The 20990-nt window shown below is 41.8% G+C and carries 24 protein-coding genes; all 24 read left to right on the top strand.

All coding sequences use genetic code 11. The features are described 5' to 3' along the window. The first annotated feature begins 123 nt into the window (after positions 1-123). The 24 genes from der to qcrB all read left to right on the top strand — a co-directional run bounded on the left by der (position 124) and on the right by qcrB (position 20972). Complete coding sequence (gene der, locus ACFPOH_RS04665; RefSeq protein WP_342469691.1) at positions 124-1434, top strand: ribosome biogenesis GTPase Der; 1311 nt, start codon at positions 124-126, stop codon at positions 1432-1434. A gap of 17 nt (positions 1435-1451) precedes the next feature. Then, a complete protein-coding gene (locus ACFPOH_RS04660; protein WP_390308945.1) occupies positions 1452-2465 on the top strand; it encodes an NAD(P)H-dependent glycerol-3-phosphate dehydrogenase in 1014 nt (337 codons plus the stop codon). A 129-nt stretch (positions 2466-2594) separates the two neighbouring features. After that, positions 2595-2861 (top strand): DUF2768 domain-containing protein, encoded by a 267-nt coding sequence (locus ACFPOH_RS04655; RefSeq protein WP_342469689.1) that lies wholly within the window; start codon positions 2595-2597, stop codon positions 2859-2861. An 18-nt stretch (positions 2862-2879) separates the two neighbouring features. Then, positions 2880-3599, top strand: a complete 720-nt coding sequence (locus ACFPOH_RS04650) for a hypothetical protein (protein WP_390308944.1) — start codon at positions 2880-2882, stop codon at positions 3597-3599. Between the two features lie 91 nt (positions 3600-3690). After that, positions 3691-5169, top strand: coding sequence for a stage IV sporulation protein A (gene spoIVA, locus ACFPOH_RS04645; protein ID WP_342471316.1), 1479 nt, complete (start codon positions 3691-3693; stop codon positions 5167-5169). Between the two features lie 202 nt (positions 5170-5371). Then, positions 5372-5644: an HU family DNA-binding protein gene (locus ACFPOH_RS04640; RefSeq protein WP_208649539.1), complete on the top strand. Its 273-nt coding sequence runs from the start codon at positions 5372-5374 to the stop codon at positions 5642-5644. A 222-nt stretch (positions 5645-5866) separates the two neighbouring features. Further along, positions 5867-6436, top strand: coding sequence for a GTP cyclohydrolase I FolE (gene folE / locus ACFPOH_RS04635; protein ID WP_342581252.1), 570 nt, complete (start codon positions 5867-5869; stop codon positions 6434-6436). A gap of 55 nt (positions 6437-6491) precedes the next feature. Then, the gene (mtrB, locus tag ACFPOH_RS04630; protein WP_208649541.1) at positions 6492-6713 is read left to right on the top strand and encodes a trp RNA-binding attenuation protein MtrB; all 222 of its coding nucleotides are present in this window, start codon (positions 6492-6494) and stop codon (positions 6711-6713) included. 67 nt (positions 6714-6780) lie between these two features. After that, entirely contained in the window at positions 6781-7533 is a 753-nt protein-coding gene (locus ACFPOH_RS04625) for a heptaprenyl diphosphate synthase component 1 (RefSeq protein WP_342469686.1), read from the top strand. A 17-nt stretch (positions 7534-7550) separates the two neighbouring features. Further along, positions 7551-8255, top strand: a complete 705-nt coding sequence (locus ACFPOH_RS04620) for a demethylmenaquinone methyltransferase (RefSeq protein ID WP_342469685.1) — start codon at positions 7551-7553, stop codon at positions 8253-8255. A 14-nt stretch (positions 8256-8269) separates the two neighbouring features. Continuing rightward, on the top strand, positions 8270-9244 hold the full coding sequence (gene hepT / locus ACFPOH_RS04615) for a heptaprenyl diphosphate synthase component II (protein WP_342581253.1): 975 nt from the start codon (positions 8270-8272) through the stop codon (positions 9242-9244). A 107-nt stretch (positions 9245-9351) separates the two neighbouring features. Beyond that, a complete protein-coding gene (gene ndk, locus ACFPOH_RS04610) occupies positions 9352-9768 on the top strand; it encodes a nucleoside-diphosphate kinase (protein WP_342469683.1) in 417 nt (138 codons plus the stop codon). 244 nt (positions 9769-10012) lie between these two features. Next, positions 10013-10783: a CheR family methyltransferase gene (locus ACFPOH_RS04605; RefSeq protein ID WP_342469682.1), complete on the top strand. Its 771-nt coding sequence runs from the start codon at positions 10013-10015 to the stop codon at positions 10781-10783. A gap of 157 nt (positions 10784-10940) precedes the next feature. Continuing rightward, the gene (aroC, locus tag ACFPOH_RS04600; protein WP_342581254.1) at positions 10941-12122 is read left to right on the top strand and encodes a chorismate synthase; all 1182 of its coding nucleotides are present in this window, start codon (positions 10941-10943) and stop codon (positions 12120-12122) included. Positions 12123-12124: 2 nt separating this feature from the next. Beyond that, the gene (aroB, locus tag ACFPOH_RS04595; RefSeq protein WP_342581255.1) at positions 12125-13216 is read left to right on the top strand and encodes a 3-dehydroquinate synthase; all 1092 of its coding nucleotides are present in this window, start codon (positions 12125-12127) and stop codon (positions 13214-13216) included. Then, the gene (gene aroH, locus ACFPOH_RS04590; protein ID WP_390308943.1) at positions 13213-13584 is read left to right on the top strand and encodes a chorismate mutase; all 372 of its coding nucleotides are present in this window, start codon (positions 13213-13215) and stop codon (positions 13582-13584) included. The genes aroB and aroH overlap by 4 nt, the downstream gene beginning before the upstream one ends. A gap of 15 nt (positions 13585-13599) precedes the next feature. Continuing rightward, on the top strand, positions 13600-14700 hold the full coding sequence (gene hisC, locus ACFPOH_RS04585; RefSeq protein ID WP_342581257.1) for a histidinol-phosphate transaminase: 1101 nt from the start codon (positions 13600-13602) through the stop codon (positions 14698-14700). Continuing rightward, a complete protein-coding gene (locus ACFPOH_RS04580; protein ID WP_390308942.1) occupies positions 14697-15794 on the top strand; it encodes a prephenate dehydrogenase in 1098 nt (365 codons plus the stop codon). Before hisC ends, ACFPOH_RS04580 begins: the two co-directional genes overlap by 4 nt. A gap of 27 nt (positions 15795-15821) precedes the next feature. Continuing rightward, complete coding sequence (aroA, locus tag ACFPOH_RS04575) at positions 15822-17111, top strand: 3-phosphoshikimate 1-carboxyvinyltransferase (RefSeq protein ID WP_390308941.1); 1290 nt, start codon at positions 15822-15824, stop codon at positions 17109-17111. 104 nt (positions 17112-17215) lie between these two features. After that, the gene (locus ACFPOH_RS04570; RefSeq protein ID WP_342581260.1) at positions 17216-18472 is read left to right on the top strand and encodes a tetratricopeptide repeat protein; all 1257 of its coding nucleotides are present in this window, start codon (positions 17216-17218) and stop codon (positions 18470-18472) included. 13 nt (positions 18473-18485) lie between these two features. Continuing rightward, positions 18486-19040 carry a ReoY family proteolytic degradation factor gene (locus ACFPOH_RS04565; protein WP_342469675.1) on the top strand — a complete coding sequence of 185 codons (555 nt, stop codon included), beginning with the start codon at positions 18486-18488 and terminating at the stop codon, positions 19038-19040. A gap of 122 nt (positions 19041-19162) precedes the next feature. Further along, positions 19163-19612, top strand: coding sequence for a YpiF family protein (locus ACFPOH_RS04560; protein WP_390308940.1), 450 nt, complete (start codon positions 19163-19165; stop codon positions 19610-19612). 162 nt (positions 19613-19774) lie between these two features. Further along, a complete protein-coding gene (locus tag ACFPOH_RS04555; protein ID WP_342469673.1) occupies positions 19775-20275 on the top strand; it encodes a QcrA and Rieske domain-containing protein in 501 nt (166 codons plus the stop codon). A 22-nt stretch (positions 20276-20297) separates the two neighbouring features. Beyond that, positions 20298-20972, top strand: a complete 675-nt coding sequence (gene qcrB / locus ACFPOH_RS04550; RefSeq protein ID WP_342469672.1) for a menaquinol-cytochrome c reductase cytochrome b subunit — start codon at positions 20298-20300, stop codon at positions 20970-20972. Positions 20973-20990: the final 18 nt, after the last annotated feature.

Below are 20990 nucleotides of genomic sequence, written 5' to 3'. Positions count from 1 at the left end.
ATCATAAAAAAATGCGTGCTTTTAGGAGTGCGCTTTTTTTATGTCCATATATGTCAAAATATGATAAACCATGAGATTTCGTGTATAATACAGAAGATAAGAATTTGGAAGGATGAAGGACAGATGACAAAACCAGTAATCGCCATCGTAGGTCGTCCAAATGTAGGAAAATCCACCATCTTTAATCGGATAGTGGGGGAAAGAATTTCCATTGTGGAAGATGTTCCTGGAGTAACCCGTGATCGCATCTACAGTTCGGCAGAATGGTTGAATCATGAATTCAACATTATTGATACAGGGGGAATCGATTTGGGCGATGAACCTCTATTGGAGCATATACGCGCCCAAGCCCAGATTGCCATGGAAGAGGCCGATGTCATCATCTTTATGACAAACGGCCGGGAAGGGGTTACTTTGCAGGATGAGCAAGTAGCGAAAATGCTGTATAAAACGAATAAACCGGTCGTTCTTGCCGTAAACAAAATCGACAATCCGGATATGCGGGAATTGATTTATGATTTCTATTCCTTAGGATTCGGCGATCCGATTCCAATCTCCGGTTCCCATGGACTTGGAATTGGGGATTTATTGGATGAGTGTGCAAAGCATTTTCCGAAAGAGTATGAAGATGACTATGCGGATGATGTCATTAAGTTTTCACTGATTGGAAGACCGAACGTAGGGAAATCTTCGCTCGTCAACGCCATTTTAGGCGAAGAAAGAGTGATTGTAAGCGATATTGCCGGTACAACCCGGGATGCAGTCGATACACCTTATACGTATGACGGACAAGACTATGTCATCATCGATACGGCAGGAATGCGGAAAAAAGGCAAGGTGTATGAGAGCACCGAAAAATATTCCGTGTTGAGGGCATTAAGAGCAATCGAACGTTCCGACGTGGTGCTTGTTGTGTTAAATGCGGAAGAAGGGATCCAGGAACAGGATAAGAAAATTGCAGGGTATGCCCATGAAGCGGGAAAAGGCATCATCATCGTTGTCAATAAATGGGATGCCATCGAGAAAAATGAAAAGACCATGAATGAATATACCCAAACCATTCGGGATCAGTTCTTATTTTTGGACTATGCGCCGATCGTCTTTGTTTCCGCCAAAACAAAGCAGCGGCTCAATCAAATATTGCCGTTGGTGAAACGGGTCAGTGAGAATCATGCTATGCGTATCCAATCATCCATTTTGAACGATGTCATTGAAGATGCGATTGCAAGAAATCCTGCGCCTACCGAGAAAGGAAAACGTTTGCGCATTTATTACACAACGCAAGTTTCCGTGAAGCCTCCAACATTTGTAACTTTTGTCAACGATCCGGAACTCATGCATTTTTCTTACCTTCGATTTTTGGAAAACCGAATTCGTGAAACCTTTGATTTTGAGGGAACACCGATTCGTATCATACCACGGGCCCGTGAGTAAAATAGTGGGGGATATTGATGAAAAAAGTGACAGTATTGGGAGCCGGTTCTTGGGGAACCGCTTTAGCTATGGTTTTAACGGAAAATGGCCACGATACGTTGATTTGGAGCCATCGCGAGGATCAAGCGAATGAAATCAACGAGCGGCATACAAACGAAAAATATCTGCCGAATATTCAGCTGCCGGAAAAACTGACGGCAACAAGCGACATAAAATCAGCGGTGGAACACGGAGAGATCCTTGTTTTTGCCGTGCCGACAAAGGCAATCCGTGAAGTGGCCGGACAAGTCATGAATTATTTGGACAAAAAAGTGTTGATTGTGCATGTGTCAAAAGGGATTGAGCCGGATACGCTTAAGCGCATTTCTGAAATTTTGGAAGAGACTCTCGATCCCCGTGTTGTCGAAGATATTGTGGTGCTCTCCGGCCCCAGCCATGCGGAAGAAGTGGTGTTGCATCATCCGACAACCATTACGGCGGCATGCGCCAATCTCCGTTCCGCCGAAAAAATACAGGATTTGTTTATGAATCATTATTTCCGTGTCTACACAAATACGGATGTCATCGGTGTGGAGCTCGGCGGAGCGCTGAAAAACGTCATCGCATTGGCGGCAGGGATTTCGGATGGTCTGAACTATGGGGATAATGCGAAAGCGGCATTAATTACCCGCGGCCTTGCGGAAATAGCCCGTTTAGGCGTGCGAATGGGAGGCAATCCTTTCACCTTTGCCGGATTGACTGGCATGGGCGACTTGATAGTCACTTGTACAAGCGTCCATTCCCGCAACTGGAAAGCCGGGAACATGCTGGGCAAGGGAATGAAACTGGATGAAGTGCTGGAGAACATGGGCATGGTCGTCGAAGGGGTACGCACAACAAAGGCCGCTTATCAACTTGCGCAAAAATATGATGTTTCCATGCCGATTACAACGGCACTTTATCAAGTGTTGTTTGAAAACAAGGATCCGAAAGATGCGGTAGATGAATTGATGCACCGTTTAAAGAAAAGAGAAATTGATTATTTGCAATAAAACAGATAACCTATGGGCGGGTACCATTCACCTCAAATTGTTTGAGTAGTGTACCCGTTCATATGAATTATATACGAACGCATGTACGTGTCTGCGTGTACATATTGCTTCTTGAAAGGTGGAATCGCAATGAATAATCCCTTGTTTCTGATGGATGTAAATGAACTGGTGCTCGGTGCGGCCCGTGGTCCTTTGGCGAACATGCACCCGATGGACGTCATGTGGGTTTCCTTTTATTCCATCCTGGCAATGATCATTTCCATTCTCATGTTAAGTGCAGCCCGCAAATGGGTAAAAAACGAGATGTTGTCCTTTTTCATTCGAATCATCGCTTTTATCATCTTTTTAATTGGAACATTATTAATGGTTTTAGTAATCTTCACATGGCCATCATAATCTCAGGAGTGAAAATCGATGAAAAATAAACCCATATTCTTGGTAATGTTGCTATTAACATCCTTTTTATTATCCGGATGTTTGTTTCCTCAGGAAGAGCGGGTGGAAAATCAAATCCCTGACGAAGCCCAGCTTATTGCGGTGCAGAATGCCGTCGATCAATATAAAGCGGAAACCGGCGTATTGCCGATAAAAAACAAAGAGATGGATACAGATATCTTTATCAAATATCCGATCGATTTTTCCAAACTGGTGCCAAAATATTTGGCGAATGTTCCTGGGAATTCTTATGAAAAAGGCGGCATTTTCCAATATATTATCTGGGATCCGGAAAACAATCCTACTGTGAAATTGGTAGATTTGCGGTCTGCAGAGACGTTGAGAGAACTGAACCTGCGTCTTCTCTCATCCAAATACATGATGTATAAAGAGCAAATTGCCGACTACGTATATTCGATAGATTACAAAAAATTGGGGTATACGAAAGAACTGACGGTTCCGAGCCCTTACTCGAACAACCACTTGCCATTGGTCGCATCTACGGAAGGTAAAGCCTATGTGGATTATTCCATCGATTTGGCTCAATTCCTAAAAGAACATGACATCAAACCAAAATCGGGCGAAGATATCCGTATGTACCTGGTGGAAGCTTATCCTGTTGTGCCGGCCTATTCGTTGCCTTACACGGTAAACGAGGACAATGAACCGGTCTTTATGTATGATCCAACAAAAAAATAAAAAATTTTAGCCTTGTACGACTTTTCGTGCAAGGTTTTTCATATTTTAGATATATAATTCATAGATTGAAGTACGTAAAGGAGGAGCTACAATAGGGGAACAAATATTTCAACAAATAGCGGAAAGAACAAATGGCGATGTATATATTGGTGTTGTAGGGCCTGTGAGAGTTGGAAAATCCACATTTGTGAAAAGAATGATGGAGTCCATTGTGCTTCCGAACATCGTTGATGAAGAAGAGCGGAAAAGAGCGCTGGACGAGCTGCCCCAAAGCTCACCCGGTCCTGTCATTATGACGGCGGAACCGAAATTTGTTCCTGCCCATGGAACGGAAATTTGTATTGGGGAAAATGATATACCTTTCCGCATCCGTTTTGCTGATTGTGTGGGTTATGTCATTGATGGGGTAAAAGGGTATGAAGATGAAAACGGTCCAAAATATGTACACACCCCGTGGAATACGGAAGCCATTCCGTTCCAGGAAGCGGCACGCATCGGAACCGATAAGGTGATTCGGGATCATGCCAACATCGGGGTAGTTGTAACAACAGACGGTACAGTGAACGGTATTGCCCGGGAAGCTGCGCAAGTGGCGGAAGAACAAATTGTTGAACAACTGCAGGAAATCGGTAAACCATTTGTCATCATTTTAAACAGCCAATATCCGAACAACCAAAATACGCAAAGATTGCGCAATGAATTGATCGCCAAATACAATGTGCCGGTCATTGCCACATCCATAGATCAAATGTCGATCAATGACATGGAATATATTCTCGAAGAAGCATTGTATGAATTCCCTGTGGAAGATATTGAAGTGGAAAAGCCTGATTGGCTGGACGTTTTAGAACCTTCCCATCATGTCAATGCGACACTTTCGGATGCGGTTGGAAACGTCCTTAATTCTGTCACAAAAATCCGGGATGTTCATAAAGCGGTGGAAGAATTAAGGGACATCGATTTTATCGAAAGTTGCGATATCGAAAAAGTCGATGCCGGAATCGGTGTGGCTACGGTGCGCATTACATTGAAACCGGAAATTTACAAAGCGGTATGCAATGAATTTTTGGATGCACCGATCGACACGAAAAAAGATTGGCTGCTCTTCATCAAAGAGGCGCAGGAGGCGAAAAAAGCCCAAAAACGCTTCCGCGAGGCGATTGAAGAAGCGACGGTGAATGGTTATGGCGTAACGCTTCCGACAATGGAAGAGTTTGAACCGAGCGAGCCGGAAATTATCAAACAAAATAATTTCTACGGCGTCCGGATGAAGGCGAAAGCCCCTTCATACCACATTATCCGCGTCGATATGGAGTCTGAATTCTCGCCTTTGATTGGATCGGAGTTCCATAGCCAGCAGCTTCTAAAAGATCTGCAATATGCTTATAAGCACGATCGCGAAGCATTATGGCAAACTCCATTATTTGGCACGCCCCTTCATGAAGTGTTGACGGAAAGCATCCGTTATAAGATGAATGCTGTTCCGCCAAGCGCGAAGAAGAGAATGCGCCAAACAATTGAAAGAATGGTGAATGAAGGAGAAAAAGGACTCATCACGTTTATTATTTAAAAAATGTGAAATAATAAAAATAATGGAATGTTATATAGGACTTTTTGTCAAGTAGACGAAAAGTCCTTTTCGTTGTCTAATGTTTAAAAAATACAACTTTTCTTGGACAAACATGCATAAATACAGTTGCACCGCGTATTTCAATATGTTACTCTTTTTACATGATTTAGCTTTTCTAACCCTTTGAGAGGAGGTGAATAGCATGAATAAAACAGAATTAGTGAACTCTGTTGCTGAAGCTGCGGGTCTTTCCAAGAAAGATGCTTCTAAAGCAGTAGATGCAGTATTCGATATAATTCAAGACACTCTTGCAAAGGGTGACAAAGTGCAATTAATCGGTTTTGGAAACTTCGAAGTTCGTGAACGTGCTGCACGTAAAGGACGTAATCCACAAACAGGAGAAGAAATTGAAATCGCTGCAAGCAAAGTTCCAGCTTTCAAACCAGGTAAAGCACTTAAAGAAGCTGTAAAATAAAAAGCTTCTTTAAAATTACATAGAGCAGTCGTCATGAATATGATGACTGCTCTTTTTACATATTAATTATAATATTAATAAACGATAAATCAATTTTAACATCCGGATCAAGAAAACTCATCAAAAAATTCAAATTTTATAAAAGCCTTTTGCGATTCACGTCTGTATGTGCTACGATTCAATTTGACAGTGTTGTGTTTTGTCGATTTAGGAGGAACATTTATGTCGAATGTTGATTTAAAAAAAATAGAAGAAGCTGTAAAAATGATTCTGGAGGCCGTAGGAGAAGACGTTAATCGTGAAGGACTCATTGATACGCCCAAACGGGTTTCAAAAATGTATGAAGAAATGTTCAAAGGTTTGAATGAGGATCCGAGAAGTCTGTTTGAAACGGTCTTTCATGAAAATCACGATGAACTTGTTCTTGTAAAAGATATTCCATTTTATTCAATGTGTGAACATCATTTAGTTCCATTTTACGGAAAAGCTCATGTTGCATACATACCCCAACAAGGACGGGTGGCAGGTTTAAGTAAAATAGGACGATTGGTGGAATCGGTCAGTCATCGACCTCAATTGCAAGAACGGATTACAACGACCATTGCGGATATTTTAATGGAAAAATTGGAGCCCCTGGGCGTTTTTGTCATGATTGAAGCGGAGCATATGTGCATGACGATGAGGGGATTAAAAAAACCCGGGACAAAAACGGTCACTTCTTGCGCAAGGGGAATTTATGAAGAAGATGCTGTAAAACGCCAAGAAGTAATTTCATTTATTCAAATGTCTTAATTAACATACCAGTTTATGTTATGATAACAAAGAAAAAGAGATGTGAGGGAGAAGTATGAACCAATCCGATTATGTCGTAATTGAAGCCGAAGAAGATGGCGTACATGTAATTGGTTTAACCCGTGGTGAAGATACAAAATTTCATCATTCCGAAAAATTGGATGCCGGGGAAGTAATGATCGCTCAATTTACTGAACATACTTCCGCCATGAAGATACGGGGAAAGGCGAAAATTTATACAGCCCACGGCATCATTGAAAGCCAATCAAAAAAGTAACCAGTTTTGTATGACGACTGTAATAAGTGCAGGAGACAGTGCCTGAATGTGGAATGGAGTAATACCTATGGATATATCATACATTGAAAAGCATATTGAACAATTGAAAAATGATATATATCGAAATGTGGAACATAAAACTTTGGTGAAATATACTGGGAATCCATTGGTGGATGAAAATCAATTATTTTACTTGCTGTTGCCGTTTTTTGATGGGGAAGCTTGGGATGATGACATATATCAAGGGGTGATTACGGTTGGTATAGTACAGGCATCCCTTGCAAAACATAATCTTGTCGACGAGTATGATGCAACAACGAAACAGCAGCAGCTGACAGTGCTTTCTGGCGATTATTACAGTGGTCGTTATTATGAAATCTTAGCTAAATCCGGTAATATTTCATTAATCCGTCAACTTTCTGAAAGCGTTATAATCAGATCGGAACATGAAGTGCGGGTATATGAACCGACCAATTATGCCATCGACGATTGGTTTGACAGCTTATCTGTGATCGAATCAGAATGTATTAACAGGTTTTACCAAATATACAATTTCAATCAATATTCAAAGATTATGCAGAACAATTTATTGATTCTTCGATTGCAAAATGAACTATTAAACTATAGAAAAGGTAATAGCTCACGTTTTTTACAAAAAATGAAGGAAAGCGTTGGACCTGATGATTCTTTAAATTTCGAAAAGTATCTTCAACATAGAATCGAAGTGCTTGTTGACCAATTGCGAGAATTGTTACGTACCTCTTCTATGAAAGCTGAATTGAAACAATACATTGCAGAACGGTTGATTAGAGAGAGTTAAGAAAGGTAATGAAAAAAATGGCAAAATCCAAAGAGCAACGTGTCCATGAAGTCTTTGAAAAAATTTATCAAAATTACGATAAAATGAATTCGGTGATCAGTTTCAATCTTCATGTCAGATGGCGTAAAGATATTATGAAACGAATGAAAGTCAAGCCAGGTTCGAAATGTCTGGATGTATGTTGCGGTACAGCCGATTGGACGATTGCGCTGGCAAAGGCGACAGGGGAAAGCGGCGTTGTAATAGGACTCGATTTTAGTAAAAATATGTTGAAAATTGGAGAGGAAAAGGTGAAACCTTATCCTCAAGTGGAGCTGATCCATGGCAATGCGATGGAACTCCCATTCGAAGATAATACTTTCGACTATGTTACGATTGGATTCGGATTACGGAATGTTCCGGATTATATGCAAGTATTAAGAGAGATGCATCGCGTATTAAAGCCTGGCGGAATGGTCGTTTGTTTGGATACATCACAGCCGGAAATTCCGGTTTATAAACAATTGTTCCGTTTCTATTTTCGATACATCATGCCGCTATTCGGAAAAATTTTTGCGAAGAGTTATGAAGAATATTCGTGGCTGCAAGAATCTGCGAGCGCTTTCCCTGGCATGAAAAAACTGGCCCAAATGTTTAAAGAAGCCGGATTTGTCAATGTCACATATAAAAGCTATAGCGGTGGTGCGGCAGCAATGCACATGGGATACAAAAAAGGAATTTAGGGAGAGGTTAACGAGTGGAAAAGATGAAATTAAAAATGCTCTATTCCGATTTCAAACCGGATATAGATATCATCGAAGCAGAATTGGAAAAAGCTCTCAACTCAACGTCGCATGTATTAAACGACGCCTCTCTCCATCTATTACGTGCGGGCGGTAAAAGAATTCGCCCACTTTTTGTTTTAATGAGTGCAAAATTTGGTCAATATAATATTGAACGAATGAAGTACGCTGCTGTGCCTCTTGAATTGATCCATATGGGTTCCCTTGTTCACGATGATGTCATTGACCATTCCGACATGAGACGGGGGCGTCCAACCGTCCGTTCCCAGTGGAATAACCGGGTCGCAATGCTCACGGGAAACTTTATTTTTGGACGGGCCATCCAATATGTATCCCATATCGAAGACCCGAAGGCGCATCAAATACTGGCCAGAACAATGGTGGAAATATGCAATGGAGAAATTATCCAAATTGAAGATAAATATCGTACGAACCAAAATTTGAAGGACTATTTCCGCCGCATTAAACGAAAAACCGCCATCCTCATAGAATCGAGCTGTGAAGTGGGAGCGGTTGTCGCAAATGTGGATCCTTTGAATACACAGCGATTAAAAAGATTCGGCTATTATGTCGGCATGAGTTATCAGATCGTGGATGACGTGTTGGATTTCATATCGACGGATAAGCAGCTGGGCAAACCGGCAGGCAGCGATTTATTGCAAGGAAACATTACGTTGCCGATTTTGCTTATGAAAGATCATCCGAAAATCACCCGATTTATTGAGCGGGCTTCCAAAGGGGAGGTCACGGAAGCGGAACGGCTGGAAATGCTTCAAATCGTCCGCAAATCGGATTCCATCAAAAAAGCGCTGGAAATAAGCGACCGCTATTTGAAAAAAGCGATGAAAGAAGTTGAGAATTTGCCTGATAATCCGGCAAAGAAAAAACTGAAAGAAATCGCATTATTTATTGGAAAACGCAAATTTTAAAAATTTATTCCCCACCCCATATTGATAGTTGAAGGTTGAGCTTGAATTTGTTAATATTTAGCGGTGAGCAAAAACCTTATTTTGGAGAATTAAGGAGTTGTTAGGACATGGCAATTGAAAAAACATTTCTTATGGTAAAACCTGATGGTGTAAAACGCCAAGTAATCGGAGATATTATCGACCGTTTTGAACGTCGTGGATTTGTATTGCGCGGAGCTAAATTAATGAATGTTCCACGTGAATTGGCTGAAAAACATTATGAAGAACATAAAGAGAAGCCATTCTTTAACGAATTGGTTGACTTCATCACTTCCGGACCGGTATTTGCAATGGTTTGGGAAGGCGAAAATATCATTAAATTGGCTCGCGTGATGATGGGAGCTACGAAACCTGAAGAAGCTCAACCAGGTACAATCCGCGGTGATTATGCAGTGACAATTTCCGAAAACGTTATTCACGGTTCCGATTCACCGTCATCAGCTGAACGTGAAATCAAATTATGGTTTAATGATGAACTAGTTTAATCATCCACGTTTATTTCTGTTGCTTTAAGCTATTCCACAGCAATCCTCTCGCTGTCGGGATAGCTTTTTATTTATACTTCTTTTCCATTTAATATTGAAGTTGATATAAAAAGGTTTGTGTTATTCAACATAAGTTAAAGATTATTTTCACCGTTGGAAATTCACTTTTTGATTTTTTTATATATTTCAGAAAAGAAAAATTTTGTATATAATAGGTGTACGTCATTAGAGGGGATCGATAATCATGAATGACTATGAACTGTTTGTTCAAGGAATAAAGAGATTGACCGGAATCGATTTGTCGCTGTATAAAGAAGCGCAAATGAAACGTCGATTAACCTCACTTTATGAAAAAAAAGGGTACAACAATTTCGTGGATTTTTTGCGTGGGGTTGAAAAAGACAGAGATTTATTAAACGAATTCCTGGATCGGATGACGATAAATGTTTCTGAATTTTATCGAAATTCAAAACGTTGGGAAGTCCTTCAAAATAAAATTTTCCCCAAACTGCTGGAAAAAAATAAGCGCTTGAAAATATGGAGCGCGGCATGCTCGACGGGGGAAGAACCTTATACAATCGCCATGGTGCTTTCCCAACATGTGCCTTTATCTTATATTCAAATATTGGCAACGGATATAGATGTAAATTGCCTTCAAAAAGCGAAGCGGGGGGTTTATCCTGAGCGTTCTTTGGCGGAAGTCCCTCCGAACGTCAAATCGAAATACTTTATTCAGGAAGGCCAATTTTACAGGGTAAAAGATGAAATAAAAAATACGGTAACTTTTAAAAAGCACAATTTGTTAAGTGACCCATATGATAAAAATTTTGATTTAATTGTTTGTCGCAATGTCATGATTTATTTCACTGAAGAAGCAAAGGATCATATCTATAAAGAATTCAGCAATTCTTTGCGGCCAGGAGGCATTTTGTTTGTAGGATCGACGGAACAAATTTTCAATCCTGCCCGTTATGGTTTTGAAGTGGAAGATACGTTCTTTTATCGGAAAAAATGAGGGTGAAAAGGGCGCTTTTCGACATTGTGCGAAAAGCGTATTATCTTTTATTCGAACGTCATTTTATACAATTTGTTCGATTCATCATGTTTTTTAACTACTGTTATGTTATATTAAAGAATACATACTTTAACGAGTTGAAGGGAGAAAGTGTTTGATGAGATATTTAACTGCGGGGGAATCCCACGGTCCTCAATTAACGACGATTATTGAAGGGTTGCCATCCCTTTTGCCGATCACTGCAGAACAAATCAATTATGACTTAAAACGACGCCAGGGGGGGCACGGCCGAGGCCGCCGCATGCAAATCGAAAAGGACACAGTTGAAATTGTAGGCGGCATCCGGCATGGGAAAACATTAGGTTCCCCCGTAGCGTTGGTTGTCAAAAATGATGACTGGAAACATTGGACAAAAATTATGGGAATCGAACCCCTTCCCGAAGATGTGGATCCTGCAGAAATCAAGCGCCAAATTACAAGGCCGCGCCCTGGACATGCGGATTTGGTGGGCGGAATCAAATATGGCCACAGGGATTTGCGCAATGTGCTGGAACGTTCCAGCGCAAGAGAAACAACTGTCCGGGTTGCTGTCGGATCCGTTGCCAAAGCGTTATTAAAAGAATTGGGCATTTCCGTTGTCGGTTATGTGACTGAAATTTACGGAATCAAAGCGGATACATCAAAAATTGCGGGAAAATCCGCTGACGAAATTCGTAAAATGGTCGAAGAAGATCCTTGCTATACGGTGGATCCGGAAGCTTCAGCGAAAATGGTTCAGGCAATCGATGAAGCGAAAAAAGATGGGGATTCCATCGGCGGTGTTGTGGAAGTGATTGTGGAAGGGATGCCGCCGGGCGTTGGGTCTTACGTTCATTATGACCGGAAATTGGATGCCAAATTGGCCCAAGCCATGATTTCCATCAATGCTTTCAAAGGCGTGGAGTTTGGCATCGGTTTTGAAATGGCCCGCAAAAGAGGTTCTGAAGTGCATGATGAAATTATTTGGGACGAAGAACACGGCTACAGCCGCAGAACAAATCGTTTAGGGGGCGTTGAAGGGGGCATGTCTACCGGAATGCCAATCATCGTCCGCGGTGTCATGAAACCAATTCCAACCCTTTACAAGCCTCTTGAAAGTGTGGATATTGAAACGAAAGAACCATTCAAAGCGAGTGTGGAACGTTCCGATGCTTGCGCGGTGCCGGCTGCCTCCGTTGTTGCGGAATGTGTCATCGCATGGGAAATCGCCAAAGCGATTGTTGAACAGTTCCATAGCGATCAATTGCCGCAATTGAAAGCGCAAATCGAAGAAGTACGTAAATGGGCGAAGGAGTTTTAATTATGCGAATTCCAGTGAATGCAAAAAGCCATTCCTACGAAGTGTTCATCGGAAGCGGAATTTTACGTTCCGCTTGCGATGCTTTAAAAGAGAAAATCGAAAAAGCGGATAAACTCGTTGTATTTACCGATGAGAATGTTTGGCAGGCACAACAGCAATATTTTACAGAAAACTTTCCGTATCCTTTTGAAGTGTTTGTAATGCCAGGGGGAGAAGCGTGTAAAAGTTTTAAAAATTTTGAAGATGCCCACACTTTTTTAATTGAGAATCAATGCTCAAGAAAATCCTTCCTGTTTGCCTTTGGCGGGGGAGCTGTCGGGGATTTGACGGGATTTGCCGCCGCTACGTTCATGCGCGGCGTTCCTTATATTCAAATTCCGACGACGATTTTGGCCCACGATTCGGCGGTAGGTGGAAAGACGGCCATCAATCATCCTCTTGGCAAAAACATGGTCGGCGCATTCTATCAGCCGGAAGCGGTCGTATATGATATCAACTTTTTATCCAGTTTGCCGACAAAAGAAATCCGTTCAGGAATGGCGGAAGTCATCAAACATGCGCTGATTTCCGATGAAGTGTGGCTGAAAGAGCTGATGCAGACACCATCCATCACGGACATCGAAAAACCTGTGTTGGCGAAACACTTGAAATCAGGCATCGAAGTGAAGGCAAACATTGTCGAGCAGGATGAAACCGAGCATTCGGTCCGAAAGTTTTTGAACTTTGGCCATACATACGGCCATGCCATCGAAGCGGCGGCAGGCTATGGAGGTCTTGCCCATGGAGAAGCGGTCATGATCGGAATGGTGTATGCCCTTCTCCTCAGCGAAAAATACGGTCGGATTTCCCGCGAATTCACAAAGGAATTTGTGAAGTTCGCCTATAAAAACGAATATCCGTTGAAGCAAGTAAACAATTATTCTTTTGAAGATTTATATGAATATTTAATGAAAGATAAAAAGATAGAATATGGAAAATTGAAATTTGTTTTACTGCAAGAAATAGGAAAACCTTTTGTGAAAGAAATTGAAGAAAAGGAATGCCGGGAAGTGGATAGTGAACTTCGCTGTCTGCTGGAGGAGGTATGCAAATGATTCGCGGCATACGTGGAGCAATCACCATTGAATCTAATACACCCGAATTGATTTATAGTGAAACAGAGAGATTGGTAAAGGAAATGGCAAGAGTGAACAAGATCGATCCCGAGGATATCGCTTCGGTCATTGTCACAACAACACCGGATATCAATGCCGCATTCCCAGCGAAGGCAGTCCGTTCCATTGAGGGTTGGAAATATGTGCCGACGATGTGCACCCATGAAATGAATGTGCCCGGCTCATTGTCTTTATGTATCCGGGTATTGATGCACGTCAATACGACAGTGCCTCAAAAAGACATTCAGCATGTTTATTTAAATGATGCTGTAACCTTAAGACCGGATTTAGTGAATGAAAATCGATAAGAAGGAGCGTTCATCATGAAATTCAAAAAACAAATTTATGGAATGAAAGCATATCAACCAGGTAAACCTATCGAAGAAGTTCAAAAAGAATTTGGTTTAAAAGAAGTGGTGAAACTGGCTTCTAACGAAAACCCTTTTGGCTGCTCACCAAAAGTGAAAGAGTTCATCCAAAATAACGGTATCAATTTCGCCATCTATCCGGACGGTTATGCCCAAGAACTTCGCACAGCTGTGAGCAACCATCTTGGGGTGGAAGAAACACAATTGCTGTTCGGAAACGGTTCGGATGACATCATCGCCATTATTTCACGGGCGCTGCTCTACCCTGGCGTCAATACGGTAATGGCGGATCCATCTTTCTCCCAATATAGCCACAATGCGGAAATTGAAGGGGCGGAAGTTCGGAAAGTGCCGTTGAAAGATGGCAAGCATGATTTGGAAAAAATGTTGGAAGCCATTGACGAAAACACTTCCATTGTATGGGTCTGCAATCCGAACAACCCGACCGGCACAATTGTTGCGGACGAAGAATTAAACGCATTTTTGAAGAAAGTGCCTCAAGATGTGCTGGTTGTATTGGATGAAGCCTATTTCGAATATATTACAGATCCTTCTTATAAAGATTCGCTTCATTACATTAATGAATATCCAAATGTCATTATTATGCGCACATTTTCGAAAGCGTACGGTTTGGCCGCATTCCGCGTAGGTTATGCCATCGCCCAAGCGGATTTGATTGCCAAATTGGATCCGGTGCGCGCTCCTTTCAACAACACGGTGTTGAGCCAAAAAGTGGCCATTGTCGCATTACAGGACCAACAATTCATTAAAGAGTCAGTGGAGCAAAACGAAAATGGAAAACAGCTGTTTGTCGAGTTTTGCAATAAGCATGGACTAAAATACTATCCTACACAAACAAACTTTATTTTATTTGAAGTGAAAACAGACAGTGATGTCATCTTCCAAGAAATGATGAAACGCGGCTTTATTGTTCGCAGCGGAAATGCCTTGGGCACACCTGGATACATCAGGGTTTCCTTCGGCACAGAAGATCAAAACCGCCGATTCTTATCAACTCTTGAAGAAGTATTGAAGGAGCAGGGAGTATTGGCATGACCCGCAACGTATTAGTCATTGGTTTAGGATTGATTGGGGGATCGCTGGCATTGGCTTTGCAGAAATCCCCCCAAACAAAAGTGGTTGGCTATGATATATCCGAAAAGACGAGAGAACTGGCCAACACGTTGAATATTGTGCACGAAGTTTCGGACGATGTGGAGGAAGCGGCAAAAAAAGCGGATTTCATTTTTTTTGGAACGCCGGTCAATGCCACCCTTCAATGGATGGAAGAGTTGAAGCATTGGGAATTGAAAAAGAATGTCATCATTTCTGATACGGGCAGCACAAAAGGATTAATCATGAAAAAGGCGGAGGAACTGCGCGCGCAAGGGATCACCTTTATCGGCGGACATCCGATGGCGGGTTCCCATAAGAGCGGAATTACCGCCGCCAAACCATACCTATTTGAAAATGCTTATTATATATTGACTCCGTTTGAAGATGAAGATGGAAATAAAATTATCGCTTTACAACAGCTGCTGAAATATACATTGGCCAGATTGGTAAAACTGAATGCGGAAGAACATGATCATATGACGGCGGTGGTAAGCCATTTTCCCCATATTGTAGCCGCTTCCCTTGTTCATCAATTGCATGAAGAAAATAAAAAATATCCGATGACTGGCATGCTGGCTGCCGGGGGGTTCCGCGACATTACCCGGATCGCTTCATCCAACCCGATGATTTGGCGGGATATTACATTGCAAAACCGGGAAGAACTCATCGGGCAAATGGATGCCTGGATCGATGAAATGCAGAGGGTAAAGAAAATTTTGATGGAAAATGATGATGCGTCCATCGAAGAATATTTTAAAACGGCAAAAGATGTACGGGATGCATTGCCTATTTCCACCGGAGCATTCTATACTACATACGATTTATATGTGGATATTCCGGACTACCCTGGTGTCATTTCGGAAATCACGGGTTATTTGGCAGAAGAAAAAATCAGTATTACGAATATTCGAGTGGTGGAAACGAGAGAAGATGTCTTCGGTATTTTAGTCATCAGTTTCCAAAACGAAAAAGATCGGGAGAAAGCGATGAATTGCATTCGTTCACATACGAACTTTGAAATGCATGTCTCTTAACTCGTATGTGGAAAGGGGGAAATCAAATTGACTGCAAAAGTATTGGCATATAACAAACCTCGTCTGGAAGGAATCCTGACGGTGCCGGGGGATAAATCCATTTCCCACCGCGCGGTTATGTTTGGCGCGATTGCAAAAGGAAAAACGACGGTCACCGGTTTTCTGCCAGGAGAAGATTGCTTAAGTACAATCGATTGTTTCCGCAAATTGGGCGTTGATATTCAAGTGGATGGCACAAATGTCGAAATTAACAGCCCTGGAATGGAAGGTTGGCAAGAACCAAAGGAAGTTTTATATACCGGCAACTCCGGAACGACGACAAGATTGATGCTTGGCATTTTAGCCGGCACCAATTTTCATAGTGTGATGACAGGCGATGCTTCCATCGGAAAACGTCCAATGGGGCGCGTCACAAAGCCTTTGAAACAAATGGGAGCGCTGATCAATGGCCGGGAAGGGGGACAATATACGCCTCTTGCCATTCAAGGAACAAAATTAAAGGCGATCGATTATACAATGCCTGTTGCGAGCGCGCAAGTAAAATCGGCAATTCTTCTTGCAGGCCTTCAAGCGGAAGGAACAACGATTGTAAGGGAAAAGGAAGTTTCCCGCGACCATACCGAACTCATGCTGAAACAATTCGGGGCAAACATTGAAGTGAAAGATGGGGTCATCTCCATTGAAGGTGGCCAGCAATTGAAAGGAACTCACATTGATGTGCCAGGCGACATTTCCTCCGCCGCCTTTTTCTTAGTGGCTGGCGCGATTGTTCCAAACAGTGAAGTGATTTTGAAAAATGTGGGCATCAATCCGACGAGGGCCGGCATCATTGAAGTGATGCAACAAATGGGTGCCGATTTGACGATTGCTCAGGAAAAATCGGATGCGGCCGAACCGACAGCTACCCTCACGGTGCGCACTTCCCATTTAAAAGGAACAACAATTGAAGGGGAAATCATCCCTCGGCTGATCGACGAAATTCCAATCATTGCACTTCTCGCAACGCAAGCGGAAGGAACAACGATTATCCGCAATGCGGAAGAGTTGAGAGTAAAGGAAACCGACCGCATTGAAGCAGTCGTGACCGAGTTGAAAAAACTTGGCGCGGATATTACGGCTACGGAGGACGGCATGATCATCAACGGTCCAACAAGCTTAAAAGGCGCCAAATTGTCCACTTATGGCGATCACCGCATAGGCATGATGGCGGCAATCGCTTCACTCATTACCGAATCGCCGGTTGAAATTGACGATGCCGATTGTATTGCGATTTCATATCCAACATTTTTCGAACATCTTGATTTATTATTAAAGTAACGGGGAATAAAAGGTTCATCGCTTTGAAGATGAACCTTTTTTCTTGTCTAGTGAAAAATAGTTTTGTAGCATAATGGTAGAAAAAGAAAGCAAAGGTGAGAGAATTGAATATCATTACACAGGACATCATCCAGGCAATCGAAGGCGGCGAAATCGACCGTGTCGATACATTGTTGGAATCGCTATTTTTAAAGGAAACTCCGGAAGTGCAATATGGAATTTACGAATTGTTATTACAATACGGGTATCTGCCACAAGCGAAAAAAGTACTGGAACATTTGCGTTTCCTTTTCCCAGACGAGGCGCAGATTGCAATCGATTATGCTTCGGTGCTCATCGAATTGGGGGAAGAAGAAGATGCCCTTGATCTATTGTTGACAATCGATGAAAGCGCACCGGAATATCCTCAGAGTTTACTCATTTTGGCGGATTATTATCAAATGCAAGGATTATATGAAGTGGCGGAAAAACGCATTAACGAAGCGTTGGAAATCCTCCCTGACGAACCGCTGATCCGGTTTGCCAAAGCGGAATTGCTTGTTGAAATGGGGCGTTTTACAGAAGCGGCACGCATTTATGAAGAGCTGCATAAACAACAGAAAGAAATCGCAGGGGTACTGCTTGCGGAAAGACTGGCGGAAGTATACCGCGCAGGGGGAGGATATGAAACGGCGCTGGATTATTACATGGAAGCATTGGAAGAAAAAGTGACCGCCGATTTGCTATACGGGAGTGCCTACTGCGCGTTCCAGTGCGAAAAATATGAAACAGCCATCAGACAGCTGGAAGATTTGAAAGAACTGGATCCGGATTATTTCAGCAGCTACTTGTTGCTTGCCCAATGCTATGCGATGCTTGAGGATAATCAAAAAGCGTACAGCATTATAAAAGAAGGAATCAAACGGGATGAATTCGAAAAATCCTTCTACTTATTTGCCGGAAAAATCGCGTTGAAAAATAAACTTCCTGAAGAAGCAATCGGCCATTTGCAAAAGGCCGTCGCGTTGGATCCGGAATACATGGAAGCCATCTTGGTGCTGATGTCCGTCTACCATCAGATGGAGAGGTACGACGATATTATTGAATTGTATGAAAGCCTGCAAAAAGAACAATTTGAATGGATTTCCTTATTCCCATTTGTTGCGGATGCATATGCAAAAAATGAACAGTACGAGCGAGCATACGAAATTTATAAATCAGCATATAATGAATTAAAAGATGATCCTTCTTTTCTAGAAAACTATTGTTATTTCCTCATTGAAGACGGAAAGCGCGATGAGGCACGGGAAGTGGTTCAGCGCTTGATCCAATTACAACCGACAGAAGTTGAATGGGTAGATTTACTTGAGAGTTTAGAATAGGGGAGGGACATTCATGACTTCTTCCGTACCAATCGTCGACAAAAAGAACTTTGTTCGCTGGTTTCTGAAAAACTTCCAATTGAAGCGGCGGGAATGTGTCTGGATATTAAATTATCTGCTGAGCAACGATGAGTTGCTTGAAAATATTCATTTCGTCGAAGAAGCTCATTATTGTCCTAGGGCAATTGTGATGTCGAGTGTTGATTCCAATGGTGTGCCGTTCCGATTCTATAAGGGCAATATTATGACGAGTGATGCCGAAAAATCCTTTCATGATTTGAGGCTCTATCCAAACGAAGACATGTACATTCAGCTGAATTTTCCGAATGTGCCGCCAAACCAGCTGTATTTGGCTGTCTTAGAGGAAAACCCATATATGCCAAAATATTTGAATATCAATGAAAAAGACCGGTTGATCGCGGAAGAAATTCTCAATACGAGCATGCTGACATTCCAGGAAGAGAAACTGTTAAGAGAAATCGATGAAGCACTCGACCAAGGAGATAAAGAAAAGTTCTTGGAACTTTCGAATCTGTTGCAGGCTTTGAAAGAAACTTCAAAACACTAGCGAAATTCAGTCGAAAGAGATACTCTTTTCGACTGGATTTTTTATTTTCAGCATCTTTTTCCAACGGAGTGGGGTATAATATTGAGTAATGATGAAAAAATGTGTCTTTGGAGGAAAAAATAATGTATTTTCAGGTAAAAGATGTACAACAATATCAACAGAACAAAGAATTTATTGATACGGCAATCGTTCCGCTGGTATCTTTGGATTTTGCGGAGGATAAGATTGTCAAAAGCAGTTCGGAAGCGGAGTTTTTAATGGCATTGACTTCCTTTATTGAGCAACAGTTCAAAGGCCGCTTGATGTTGATTCCTCCATATTCCTACACCGAGGATATGAAAAACGAGAAGCTTGTCCAAACTTTGAAAAAGAATATTCAAGAAGGGGGTTTCAAGCATGTCATCTTTATCACATGCGATCATTTTTGGACAAAGTTACAGGATGTGATAGACGTGATATGGCTGCCTGCGATTCCGATCGAATCGATGGATAAGGATGTGAAAAAACGGATATTGGAAGAACAATTAAAACAGGTGCTTCCGGTGCTGTCATCAAAGTGGTCGCAACATTAACAATTCCTTCAAGAATTGTTCACAATCTATAGAAATCCAATATAATGCATTATTGACCTGCCCATTTTATTGATATATCATAGATATGTCCTAGTTTATACTATTATTAATTATAAGTAACTATGTCTGTTGGACTGACCTTAAGTTAGAGGGGGGAAAAGGATGAGTAACAAAAAGGTTTCAAGACGTCAATTTCTTAACTACACTTTAACTGGTGTTGGTGGATTTATGGCGGCAGGTATTTTAATGCCAATGGTTCGTTTTGCAATTGATCCGGCTTTGCAGGTGAAAGCTGAAGGCGATTTCATACTTACTAGCCAAAAAGTTGCTGACTTGACAGATGTACCAGTACGTGTTGACTTCTCTTACGAACAAGTAGACGCTTGGTATAAGTCTGAAGTTTCCGAAATGGCTTGGGTTTACAAAGAAGGCGACAAAATTATAGCGCTTTCACCAGTATGTAAACACTTAGGTTGTACGGTAAACTGGGAAGGCGGCGAACACAAAAACGAATACTTCTGTGCTTGCCATGGTGGACGTTATGAAAAAACTGGTAAAAACATTCCAGGTACACCACCAACAGGTCCGTTAGATCAGTATGAAGTATCTGAAAAAGATGGTTATTTAATGCTTGGGAAGAAAATACCAAACACATTAGCTTAATTAGTTAGGGGGTACAACACAAGTGCTAAACAAATTATATGATTGGGTCGATGAGCGTTTGGATATCACCCCAATTTGGCGTGATATTGCCGACCACGAAGTGCCTGAGCACGTTAACCCTGCACATCACTTCTCTGCATTCGTATACTGTTTCGGAGGACTTACATTCTTCATTACAGTGATCCAAATTTTATCCGGTATGTTCTTGACAATGTACTATGTGCCGGATATCGAAAATGCATGGAAATCCGTATACTACTTGCAAAACGAAGTGGCATTCGGTGAGATCGTGCGCGGTATGCACCACTGGGGAGCATCATTGGTAATCGTAATGATGTTCTTACATACGCTTCGTGTGTTCTTCACAGGTTCCTATAAGAAACCTCGTGAACTAAACTGGATCGTAGGTGTTTTGATTTTCTGTGTAATGTTAGGTCTTGGATTTACAGGATACCTGCTTCCTTGGGATATGAAAGCGGTATTCGCCACTAAAGTAGGTCTTGAAATTGCAGGTTCTGTTCCATTTATTGGTGAATTAATTAAAATCTTGCTTGCTGGTGACGCATCCATCATCGGTGCCCAAACGTTAACGCGTTTCTTTGCAATTCACGTATTCTTCTTACCTGCAGTATTGTTTATCTTGCTTGCAGTGCACTTTATCATGATTCGTCGTCAAGGTATTTCAGGACCACTATGATTGTTGGTTTTGATTCGA

The sequence above is a fragment of the Ureibacillus suwonensis genome (genome assembly GCF_042655065.1).
GTDB classification, from domain to species: domain Bacteria; phylum Bacillota; class Bacilli; order Bacillales_A; family Planococcaceae; genus Ureibacillus; species Ureibacillus suwonensis.
The sequence above is the reverse complement of the archived record's forward strand: the minus strand, read 5'-3'. Positions and strand labels throughout refer to the sequence as shown.